This window comes from Acinetobacter sp. USHLN143, assembly GCF_037145695.1.
Classification (GTDB): domain Bacteria; phylum Pseudomonadota; class Gammaproteobacteria; order Pseudomonadales; family Moraxellaceae; genus Acinetobacter; species Acinetobacter fasciculus.
The window spans coordinates 1-11280 of sequence record NZ_JBBCWZ010000080.1 but is presented as its reverse complement, the minus strand read 5'-3'; the positions used below and the strand labels follow the sequence as shown (position 1 = coordinate 11280).

Here is an 11280-nt window from a genome sequence, read left to right as displayed (position 1 = left end):
GATAGCAACACTTATTGAACGAAATACACGGCTCTGTATCTTGGCAACATTACCTGATGCAAAGGCAGAATCAGTGCGCAAGGCTTTAACTGAAGCTCTGAAATATTTACCTGCAGAACTGCGTAAAACGTTGACCTATGACCGTGGACGCGAGATGGCAGAACATAAAATACTTGAAGAAGATTTAGGCATAGATGTATATTTCTGTGACCCACATTCACCCTGGCAAAAAGGCACATGCGAAAATATGAATGGTTTAATTAGGCAATATTTACCTAAAGGGATTGATTTAAATCAGGCAGATCAGCATTATTTAAATCAAGTTGCCATGTCACTGAATACTCGTCCTAGAAAAGCGTTAGATTGGCTTACACCATTAGAGAAATTTGCTCAGCTTGTTGATTATCATAAGACTTTTGAAACTGTCGCACCTCATGTTTGAATTCGCCAAGCTTTATAGCACACTAGAAGAGTTGCAGACGGATCTAGACGACTGGCTGAAATTCTATAATACTGAACGGACTCATCAAGGAAAAATGTGCTGTGGTCGTACACCATTTGAAACTTTACTTGATGGAAAACAAATTTGGGCTGAGAAGAATTTAGCTCAAATTTAACCTGACAGGCACAATAAAAAATGGGTAACTGTCAGATCAGGTTTGAGCTAGTACAAGTTATTTCAAGTTTTTTTCGAATCCTGTATGAATAATAAAGTAGTTTGACTATAGAACTGATTACCGAATTGACTCGTCTACTCAAAACTTTCGAAATAATATTCTATAAAAATACTCTTCTAGGACGATTTTATCGCTTGTCTATCTGCTTCATTTTGATAAAGATCTAATTTCATCTTGATCCCTGTGATTGGAGACTGCGACTTTATAAAAAGCAGTTTTATAGCTTTTCAATATGCATCCACCTGGTTGAGAGGTATAAACATCAGGTCTTGTAAGTGGAAAGTAAAATACTGGTTTCTGTATTGTAAATGCCTGCAATATTCCTGACCTGACCCAAGATCAAATCAAAATTGATTAAACTATCTGCCTGAATTTCGACTAATAAATCCCATTTTCCATTGGTTGTATGCAGGGTTTGTATCGCAGGATTGAGTCTTAACTCTTTAATCACAGATGTGGCTTTGTTTCCCTCTACCATAATACTCATCCAGGCCTGAACTTTGTTGGGGCTGGCATTGGGTTTAATCCTTACCGTATATCCTGTAATGATTCCTGTGGTTTCCATATATTCAATACGTTTTTGAACTGTAGCTCTAGACGTTCTGGTTTTTTGAGCGATTTCAGTAATAGAAATACGTGAATTTTCTCGTAGTAATCCCAGTATTTTGCTGTCTATTTCGTTCATATTGTATTTCTCAATACTCAAATTGATAAAAATTGGATCAAATTAATCATTTTAAAAACTTTTTGTGATCAAATTGATTGTAGATAATAGCTCTACACCTAACAATGCAGTGATTTACGTTGATCAAATAATTTTAACGAATTATTGCATTCAGGCTAGAAACAAAGTGCGATTTTACTAAAAATAGTTAAGGAAAACTGATGTCTGAAGCTGCTAACTCTACTAAATACGATCCTTGGCAAACTTATCTAACTCAAATTGATCGTGTTGCTCCTTATTTAGATTCAAGCCTGGGCAATTATGTGAATACGCTAAAGCGTACCAAAAGATCATTAATTGTTGATGTGCCTATTGTTATGGATGACGGTAGTATTCAGCATTTTGAAGGCTACCGTGTTCACCATAATTTATCTCGTGGGCCAGGCAAAGGTGGTATTCGTTATCATCCAGATGTCGAGCTAAAAGAAGTAATGGCTTTGTCTGCGGGAATGACGATTAAAACAGCCATTTTAAACTTACCATTCGGTGGTGCAAAAGGCGGTATTGCTGTTGATCCGACTAAACTGTCTTTACGAGAATTAGAACGTTTAACGCGTCGTTATACCAGTGAAATTAGTCCATTAATTGGGCCACAAGTGGATATTCCTGCACCTGATATCGGTACCAACCAGCAAATTATGGGCTGGATCATGGATACCTATTCCAGTATCAAAGGACATACTGTGACAGGTGTGGTGACAGGCAAGCCTCTACATTTAGGTGGTTCATTAGGCCGAATTCGGGCAACGGGTCGCGGTGTATTTATTACAGGCTCCGAAATTGCAAAAATTATCAAGTTAGATATTCAAAACTGTAAAGTCGCAATCCAAGGTTTCGGTAATGTCGGTAATGAGGCGGCTTACTTGTTTAATGAGGCCGGTGCGCAGGTGGTTGCGATTCAAGACCATACCGGAACTATTTACGATCCTGAAGGCATTGATATCCGTGCATTACAACAATATGTTGCAGAACATCAGGGTATATATGGCTTCCCTCAGGCAAGCGTAATTTCCAATGACGAGTTCTGGACTGTACCAATGGATATTTTGATTCCTGCGGCTCTAGAAGGTCAAATCACTGCGGAACGTGCACAGAACCTCAGTGCAAAACTGATCCTGGAAGCGGCGAATGGTCCAACACGTCCAGAAGCAGACGATGTGTGTATAAAACGAAATATTACTATTGTTCCTGATGTGCTTTGTAACGCCGGTGGTGTAACTGTCAGTTATTTCGAATGGGTACAAGATATGGCGAGTTATTTCTGGAGCGAATCCGAAATTAATGAACGCCTCGATAAATTAATGGTAAGTGCTGTTGCAGATGTTTGGAAAACATCAGTAGATAAAAAATGTAGCTTGAGAATCGCAGCTTATGTTTTGGCATGTGAGCGTATTTTAAAAGCACGACAAGAACGTGGCATTTTCCCAGGCTAAGCCTAGACCAACCTTAACTTCCTTTTTGAAGCAGAGCTGACATGAATACGAATTTTAAAGCAGATATCACCAATAATCCTGTAACAAGACAGAACTTTAATGACTGGATGGTGCCTGTTTTCGCACCCGCAAATTTTATTCCAGTACGTGGTAAAGGATCTCGGATCTGGGATCAAAATGACAAGGAATATGTTGATTTTGCAGGCGGTATTGCTGTGAATTCACTCGGACATTGTCATCCGGTTGCAGTGTCTGCATTAATTGATCAAGCACAAAAATTATGGCATATCGGTAATGGCTATACCAATGAACCTGTTTTAGAACTGGCAGGCTCAATGGTTGAGAGTACCTTTGCAGATAAAGTCTTTTTCTGTAACTCAGGTGCGGAAGCAAATGAAGCCGCGCTGAAACTGGCACGTAAAGTCGGAACTTTAAGCGGTAATCCGGAAAAGAATGAGATTATTTCTTTTGAAAGTTCATTCCATGGCCGTACGTTGTTTACCGTGACAGCAGGTGGACAGCCAAAATATTCGAAAGACTTCGCACCTTTGCCAAAAGGCATTCAGCATATTGCTTTTAATGATTTAGATGCAGCAAAAGCAGCAATTGGTCCAAATACCTGCGCGGTTATTGTGGAACCGATTCAGGGTGAAGGCGGTGTGATTCCTGCTGATGTTGAATTCCTGAAGGGTTTACGTCAACTGTGTGATGCACAGGGCGCAGTTTTAATTTTTGATGAAGTGCAAACAGGGGTAGGGCGTACCGGTGCGTTATATGCCTACATGAACAGTGGCGTCACTCCTGACATCTTAACTACAGCAAAAGCCTTAGGTGGTGGTTTCCCAATTGGGGCGATGATGACCACGGACCATTTTGCCAATATGTTTGCCGTAGGTGATCATGGCACGACTTATGGCGGCAATCCTTTGGGCTGCGTAGTTGCAGGTGCAGTATTTAATTTTGTCAAGCAAGAGCATGTTCTGCAAGGCGTGAAACAGCGTGAGCAGTATTTCCTGCAACGCCTGAATGAGATCAATAGCAAATATCCATTATTTAAAGAATGCCGTGGTCAAGGTCTGCTGCTTGGTTGTGAATTGAAAGATGAATATAAAGGTCAGGCGAAGCAGATTGTAAATCTGGCAGCGGAAGAAGGCTTGTTGGCTTTGGTTGCTGGGGTCAGCGTGGTTCGTTTTACTCCCTCCTTGATCATTCCAATTGAAGATATTGAAGAAGGTTTAAATCGTTTTGAAAAAGCTTTAGCCAAGTTTCAATAATATTCAAAGGAAGTCTATATGATGATGCGTATTCGCTATGTTCAACCTGGGGATCTAGAAGACATTTACCAGTTGGCAGAAAAAGCCGGCTTTGGTCTGACGTCTTTACAGCCGCATCGTGAAAAGCTGTTGGCACGTATCCAGCGTGCCTGCGATACAGTCCAGGGTCTGACTAAAAAAGCGGACCAGGTCTATTTATTTGTACTAGAAGATACGCAGATAAATAAAGTTGTGGGTTTGTGCGGCATTGAAGTGGCTTTGGGTTTAAGTGAGCCTTGGTATAACTTCCATGTGGGAACACAAGTACATACCTCAAGTGCTTTAGGTGTATATAAGGCTTTGCCTACTTTGTTTTTAAGTAATGACCATACCAATTGCAGTGAATTATGTACGTTGTTTCTGGATCCGGATTACCGTAAAAACTCGAATGGTAAGTTCTTGTCTAAAATTCGCTTTTTGTTTATTGCGGCATTTCAGTCTTTGTTTGAAAAGAAAATTGTGGCAGAAATGCGCGGCTTTTCAGATGAAAAAGGCGAGTCTCCATTTTGGGATGCGGTCGGTCACAAGTTCTTTAATATTGAATTTAATAAAGCCGACTACTTAAGTGGCACAGGGCAAAAAGCGTTTATTGCCGAATTGATGCCACGTTACCCACTGTATATTGATATGTTGCCCGAAGAGGCACAAGCGGTGATCGGTAAAGTTCATCCAAATACAGTTCCTGCAAGTAAACTCCTGTACGAAGAAGGCTTACGTTATCAAGGTTATGTAGATATTTTTGATGGCGGTGCAACGCTGGAAGCCGATGTTGAAAACCTGAGAGCAATGAAGCAAAGCCAGTCAGTTCAGGTCAAAATTGTTGATCAGGTATCTTCAGCACTGTCGAGCGGTCCGATGATTGTCGCCAACGATGATTACAATGACTATAAAGCTATTCTAGTGGCGCATTGTCCTGAAAATGCAGTATTGCAACTCACTGCAAGTGAGGCTGCTCAGTTAGAGGTTCAAGATGGCGGTCATGTCCGCTTGTTATCTGTAAATGTAAGTGGAGAGAAAGCATGTCTTTAGGTTCGGTTTTTATTCAAGGTCAATGGCGTGCGGCACAAGGTCAACCCTTTGTGAGAACGAATCCAGTGGGCAAGGCACAAATTTGGGCAGGCCAAGAAGCGACTGCTGAAGATGTGCAACTGGCGAGTGAATCTGCACGTCAAGCATTTCCACAATGGGCAGTCACTCCACTTGAACAGCGCATACAAATTGTAGAAGAGTTTGCGCGTTTGCTGAAAGAAAACCAGCAGCATCTGGCAGAAGTAATCAGCCAGGAAACCAGCAAGCCGTTGTGGGAAACCTTAACTGAAGTCCAGGCGATGATTGGCAAAGCCGCGATTTCAATTCGCGCCTATCAGCAACGCACCGGTGAAAGTTCAACCGACATGCCGGACGGAAAAGCGACTTTACGCCATCGCCCGCATGGGGTGCTTGCTGTTTTTGGACCTTATAATTTTCCTGGTCATTTACCCAATGGTCATATTATTCCAGCCTTGCTGGCAGGCAACTGCATTCTGTTTAAGCCGAGCGAATTAACGCCGTGGACCGCAGAAGAAACCCTTAAGTTATGGCAAAAAGCCGGTCTGCCAAACGGTGTGATCAATCTGTTACAAGGCGGACGCAGCACAGGCGAAGCTTTGGCCAGTGCCACAGATGTCGATGGGATCCTGTTTACAGGCAGTGCCAATACCGGCTATCACTTACACAAGTTGATTGCAGGGCAGCCAGAAAAAATTCTGGCTTTGGAGATGGGTGGTAATAATGCCCTGATTGTCGATGATGTAAGCGATATTGATGCTGCAGTTCATCTCGCGATTCAATCTGCATTTGTGTCTGCAGGTCAACGTTGTACGTGTGCGCGTCGCATTATTGTTAAACAAGGTGCCGTGGGCGATCAATTTATTCAACGCTTTGTTGAGGTAGCGAAAAATCTCAAGATTGGTGCATGGAATGATCATGATCAACCGTTTATGGGCGGTGTGATTTCATCTCAGGCAGCGCAGTCATTACTTGAAGCTCAGCAAAAACTGCTTGCTTTGGGTGCAACCCCGCTGGCGGAAATGCAGTTACTGGCTGCAGATAGCACCTTGCTCAGTGCGGGGATTTTGGATGTTTCCAAAGTAACGGATATTCCAGATGAAGAATATTTTGGTCCACTGACAAAAATCTATCGTTATCAGGATTTTGACGAAGCATTAAAGCTTGCGAATCAGACACGTTTTGGTTTGGCCGTTGGCTTGATTTCTCCAGATCGGGAATTGTATGAACGTTTACTGATCTCTGCACGCGCAGGTATTGTCAACTGGAATAAACCTCTGACCGGCGCATCCAGTGCGGCACCTTTCGGCGGTATCGGGGCGTCAGGTAACCATCGTCCAAGTGCGTTCTATGCTGCAGATTACTGTGCATGGCCAATGGCTTCTTTAGAAACTGAAACCATTGAATTACCAGAAAAATTATCACCAGGTATCAGTTTCTAATTTGGAGTAAGTGTATGTTGGGATTTGAAGTTAATTTTGATGGTTTAGTCGGTCCTACGCATCATTATGCGGGACTTTCTTTTGGCAATGAAGCTTCATTCAAAAATCAAAAATTGATTTCAAATCCCAAGCTTGCTGCAAAGCAGGGTTTACAAAAAATGAAAGCAATGGCGGATATGGGGCTGAAACAAGCTGTTTTACCGCCACATGAACGACCAATGCTTTCAGAATTACGCCGTTTAGGCTTTGGTGGTCAAGATAAACATTTAATTGAGCAGGCATATCGCCAAGCACCTGAACTTCTATCCGCTTTATATTCAGCCTCACCGATGTGGGCCGCCAATGCAGCGACTGTCAGTCCATCGGCAGATACAGCAGACCAAAAAATTCATTTCACGAGTGCAAATTTGTGTTCGAATTATCATCGGTCAATTGAACATTTAACAACACAACGAATATTGAAACGTATTTTTCAAGATGAACAATATTTTGTCCATCATGAAGCTTTGCCAAGTGTCCCTCTATTTGGTGACGAAGGTGCAGCTAACCATTTACGTTTTGCTCAAGATTATGCTCATTCTGGGATTGAAGTTTTTGTTTATGGCCAGCATTTTTTCAAAACAGACCAGGTCCGTGTCAGTAAATATCCGGCAAGACAAACTTTAGAAGCATGCCAGGCTGTTGCACGTTTGCATCAGCTCGATACAGAAAAAACCTTATTTTTCCAACAGAACCCCGATGTAATTGATTTGGGTGTTTTTCATAATGATGTCATTTCTGTAAATAATAAAAATGTATTCCTGGTGCATGAAAAAGCATTTTTAAATCAGAAAATAATGCTGAATGAATTGGCAGAAAAATTACAACATCAAAATCAGAGCCTTGAACTGATTCAAGTGCCAGATCAATGTGTCAGTGTCAAAGATGCTGTGCAGTCTTATTTATTTAATAGCCAGATTGTGAGTCGTCCCGATGGGGGCATGAGTATCATTCTTCCAGAAGAGGCTCGTGAAAATCAGGCCGTTTGGAATTATGTACAGCAGACTTTATTACAAGACAGCCAGATCGATGATGTTCAAGTATTTCATTTAAGAGAAAGTATGCGTAATGGCGGCGGACCTGCTTGCCTTCGTCTACGTGTTGCGATGAATCAAGATGAACTGGCGGCTGTGCATCAACCGGTTTTATTGACTGACAGTTTATGCAACAGCCTCAACCAATGGGTAGATCGTCATTATCGTGATCGATTGTCAGCACAAGATTTAATCGACCCCCAACTCATATTGGAAAGTCAAATTGCGCTGGATGAGTTAAGTCAGATTCTGGAGTTGGGAGCGATTTATTCATTTCAATTTTAACTAGAGAGATGTATGTAACTTATGGAAGATTTTTTAAAGTTAACCCTAGATGGTTCTGAACCTGAGATTAAAAGCGGACATAACAAATTTCTAGAATGGCATTGGCTTGCTGAAGGTATTTTACAATTCATACCGAAAGTGGCTCATAAAAAAGCCATTATTCTTTCAGCAGGAATTCATGGCAATGAAACTGCACCGATTGAAATATTAAACCAAATATGTAGTGATTTAATTCAAGAAAAATTAGCATTAAAAGAACAGGTTCTGGTTATTTTTGGTCATCCTGCTGCCATGCGTGTGGGACAGCGCTATCTAGACAATGATTTAAACCGCATGTTTTGCGCTGAATTAAAATCTCCAGTAGATGATCTGGAAAATAAGCGCGCGTTACAGCTCGAACAGTCAGTTGAAAAATTCTTTCATCAGCAACCGCACGACGTATCTTTCTATCATTATGATTTGCACACCGCTATTCGTAGCTCTCTCATGAGTACTTTTGCACTGATTCCATTTCAAAAACATGCCTATGATTCAGAATTATTTTCTAATTTGGCTGCCGCAAAGCTAGATGCAATCGTGCTTCATAGTAGTGCAGGAAAAACATTTTCTAGCTATACCAGTGAATATTTTGGTGCACATAGCTGTACTTTGGAACTGGGCAAAGCCAAACCATTTGCTACAAATAACTTATCTGACTTTAAATCGACCGATTTAATGTTACGTGCACTGATTTGTGCTCAAGAAAATAATAATAATTTAAAAAATAAAATTCGATATTTTAAAGTAATCGATAGCATTATTAAAAAAGATGATGACTTTAAGTTAAATGTAGACAAAACAGCACCGAATTTTACTTTATTTAGCAAAGGACAAATAATAGCCGAACAGAATAGTGGAAATTATGTTGTTAATCTGGAAAAGGTCTGGATATTATTTCCAAATCCTGAGGTAAAAAAGGGACTTAGGGCAGGATTATTAATAGATGAAATTCATTATACCAATGAGGTATTTTCTTAATACCTCATTGGTATTATAAGGATATATCTTTATTATTATATAATTAATTAGAACTTTATATGATGATTTTATAGGATATTGATTCTTATTATTTTACTTATTTAGATTGAATTTATTGGGATCATATCCTGATTACTTTGTTCTAGTATATAAGTATTCATATGGACTTATTAAAAAATGGAGAATAATTTTTATTGGCATAATAAATGCATAACATTTTCGATATATCTGGATTGATTTTATTATCGGTCTAGGTTGGCATGATAATCATTGTATTATATTTGTTAATTGTATTTTTGAATATTTTAAATATATTGACTTTATTTTAATTTGATTAATCTTGCCTCTCAAATATAGAGAATAAGTTTTGCTTTTTATTTTTCAATAAAATTTATTATTGGCAAGGATTATTTATAACTTAGGTTATAAATTGGAGTAGTCATTTATGACAAATAATGAAGGTAAGCCATTTCTAAAAGGAGAACTTCTTGGCAGTCAGCATATGACTGATCAAGATGAGGAAAAATTACAGCGATCCTTAACCAATCGGCATATTCAAATGATTGCGATTGGTGGCGCAATTGGTACAGGTTTATTTATGGGGTCAGGAAAAACACTCAGTGTTTCAGGTACCTCCATTATTTTGACTTATATCATTATTGGTTTTTTCTTTTTTTTCGTGATGCGAGCGATGGGAGAGTTATTACTTTCTAATACCAACTACAAAACCTTTGCAGATTTTGCCACAGTATATTTAGGACCGTGGGCTGGATTTTTCATCGGCTGGTCCTATTGGTTGAACTGGATTATTACCGCCATTGTTGATGTGATTGTCATCGGGGGGTATACCCAATTTTGGTACCCTGACATACCGGTCTGGATTCCGGCTTTTGGCTCCTTGGTCATCTTAACCTTACTGAATTTTGTTGCAGTAAGAATCTTTGGTGAAATGGAGTTCTGGTTTGCCCTAATCAAGATTATTGCGATTGTTTTATTCTTATGCGTTGGTTTATACCTGATTTTGATTAGCTTTGTATCACCGAGTGGTGTTCAGGCATCTTTAAGCCATGCAATTGAAAAGGGTTCGATGTTTCCCTATGGTGTTATGGGGTTTTTAGCCGGTTTCCAAATCGCAGTCTTTGCCTTTGTCGGGATTGAGTTGGTGGGAACCACAGCAGCAGAGACCAAAGATCCCCATAAATCATTACCACGTGCGATTAACTCTATTCCTGTCCGAATTTTATTGTTCTATATCGGTGCCTTACTATGCATTATTGCAGTTACTTCATGGTCACAGGTTTCACCGGATAAAAGTCCATTTGTTGAAATGTTTACGTTAGTGGGTTTGCCAGTTGCCGCAGGTGTAGTGAATTTTGTGGTAGCAACCTCAGCATTGTCTTCTGCTAATAGTGGTATTTTTGCAACCAGCCGTATGCTGTATGGCTTGTCAGTCGACAAGGATGCGCCAAAAAGTTTCAGCAAATTGTCTAAAAGCAAAGTACCACTGAATAGTTTGTTCTTTTCAATGTTTTGCGTTGTGATTGGGACATCTATTTTATTTATTGTTCCAGATGTGATGACGGCATTTACCATTGTTTCCGCACTCACGTCCATTTTATGTATTTTCACTTTTGCACTCATTATCTTGTCTTATATCGCTTACCGTAAACAAGCACCTGAAGTACATGCTGTGTCTGCCTATAAAATGCCAGGTGGTGTACCGATGGCCTGGATTACATTTGCTTTCTTGTTATTTACTGTGGTGATTCTCGCATTGGATCATGACACCTTGATTGCACTTCTGGTTTCTCCAATCTGGTTTGGAGGATTATTTATAGCGTATCGTTATAAGCGTCGTAAAATTTTAATTCATACAGCGTTGGTGCAGAATCAGATCGAAGCTAAAAAAATAAGCTAAGTATTTTTTGAGTCAAGCTTGATTGATATTTACTATTCAAAACTGAATGGTAAATATCAATGAAAATTATTATAAAAAAGATGATGAGTCGGTAATGCTCCCTAAAAATAATTGAACTTAAAAGTAGAAAATCGAATAGCCTTGATCTAAGGAGATTTTCTATGAAAACATCTAAATATTCGGACAGCTTAATCATGAGTATTTTGAAGCAAGCTGAAGCAGGTACTCCAGTGCCTAATCTATAGTCAAACTACTTTATTATTCATACAAGATTCGAAAAAAACTCGAAATAACTCATCGACTGAGTCGATCAACCATTCTTTACGCTTACGTTTAACCCATGCCCACATG

General features: G+C 39.8%; 9 protein-coding genes and 1 pseudogene. 9 read left to right on the top strand and 1 reads right to left on the bottom strand.

Features of this window, described 5'->3' with window-relative positions; translation table 11 throughout:
- Both WFH18_RS14945 and WFH18_RS14940 read left to right on the top strand, forming a co-directional pair.
- Positions 1–442: IS30 family transposase (locus tag WFH18_RS14945; RefSeq protein ID WP_336755145.1), on the top strand; the 442-nt coding region annotated here is incomplete at its 5' end.
- 7 nt (positions 443–449) lie between these two features.
- Positions 450–617, top strand: a pseudogene (locus tag WFH18_RS14940) (IS481 family transposase); the annotation flags it as partial.
- Positions 618–939: 322 nt separating this feature from the next.
- Here WFH18_RS14940 and WFH18_RS14935 read toward each other — a convergent pair.
- Positions 940–1362: an Lrp/AsnC family transcriptional regulator gene (locus tag WFH18_RS14935; RefSeq protein ID WP_085064714.1), complete on the bottom strand. Its 423-nt coding sequence runs from the start codon at positions 1360–1362 to the stop codon at positions 940–942.
- Positions 1363–1562: 200 nt separating this feature from the next.
- Here WFH18_RS14935 and WFH18_RS14930 point away from each other — a divergent pair, with 200 nt between their 5' ends.
- The 7 genes from WFH18_RS14930 to WFH18_RS14900 all read left to right on the top strand — a co-directional run bounded on the left by WFH18_RS14930 (position 1563) and on the right by WFH18_RS14900 (position 10929).
- Positions 1563–2834 (top strand): Glu/Leu/Phe/Val family dehydrogenase, encoded by a 1272-nt coding sequence (locus tag WFH18_RS14930; RefSeq protein WP_085064713.1) that lies wholly within the window; start codon positions 1563–1565, stop codon positions 2832–2834.
- A 41-nt stretch (positions 2835–2875) separates the two neighbouring features.
- Positions 2876–4108, top strand: coding sequence for a bifunctional succinylornithine transaminase/acetylornithine transaminase (locus WFH18_RS14925; protein ID WP_165353935.1), 1233 nt, complete (start codon positions 2876–2878; stop codon positions 4106–4108).
- 21 nt (positions 4109–4129) lie between these two features.
- Complete coding sequence (gene astA, locus WFH18_RS14920) at positions 4130–5176, top strand: arginine N-succinyltransferase (protein WP_086044925.1); 1047 nt, start codon at positions 4130–4132, stop codon at positions 5174–5176.
- On the top strand, positions 5167–6636 hold the full coding sequence (gene astD, locus WFH18_RS14915; protein WP_336755142.1) for a succinylglutamate-semialdehyde dehydrogenase: 1470 nt from the start codon (positions 5167–5169) through the stop codon (positions 6634–6636). Before astA ends, astD begins: the two co-directional genes overlap by 10 nt.
- 14 nt (positions 6637–6650) lie before the next feature.
- The gene (gene astB, locus WFH18_RS14910; protein ID WP_085064711.1) at positions 6651–7994 is read left to right on the top strand and encodes an N-succinylarginine dihydrolase; all 1344 of its coding nucleotides are present in this window, start codon (positions 6651–6653) and stop codon (positions 7992–7994) included.
- Between the two features lie 21 nt (positions 7995–8015).
- Complete coding sequence (astE, locus tag WFH18_RS14905) at positions 8016–9011, top strand: succinylglutamate desuccinylase (protein WP_085064710.1); 996 nt, start codon at positions 8016–8018, stop codon at positions 9009–9011.
- A 445-nt stretch (positions 9012–9456) separates the two neighbouring features.
- Entirely contained in the window at positions 9457–10929 is a 1473-nt protein-coding gene (locus WFH18_RS14900) for an amino acid permease (RefSeq protein ID WP_085064709.1), read from the top strand.
- Positions 10930–11280: the final 351 nt, after the last annotated feature.

Bases quoted from the DNA above. Each gene is read 5' to 3' on its own strand.
- WFH18_RS14935 (WP_085064714.1), bottom strand. From the start codon at position 1,362: ATGAACGAAATAGACAGCAAAATACTGGGATTACTACGAGAAAATTCA.
- WFH18_RS14930 (WP_085064713.1), top strand. From the start codon at position 1,563: ATGTCTGAAGCTGCTAACTCTACTAAATACGATCCTTGGCAAACTTAT.
- WFH18_RS14925 (WP_165353935.1), top strand. From the start codon at position 2,876: ATGAATACGAATTTTAAAGCAGATATCACCAATAATCCTGTAACAAGA.
- astA (WP_086044925.1), top strand. From the start codon at position 4,130: ATGATGCGTATTCGCTATGTTCAACCTGGGGATCTAGAAGACATTTAC.
- astD (WP_336755142.1), top strand. From the start codon at position 5,167: ATGTCTTTAGGTTCGGTTTTTATTCAAGGTCAATGGCGTGCGGCACAA.
- astB (WP_085064711.1), top strand. From the start codon at position 6,651: ATGTTGGGATTTGAAGTTAATTTTGATGGTTTAGTCGGTCCTACGCAT.
- astE (WP_085064710.1), top strand. From the start codon at position 8,016: ATGGAAGATTTTTTAAAGTTAACCCTAGATGGTTCTGAACCTGAGATT.
- WFH18_RS14900 (WP_085064709.1), top strand. From the start codon at position 9,457: ATGACAAATAATGAAGGTAAGCCATTTCTAAAAGGAGAACTTCTTGGC.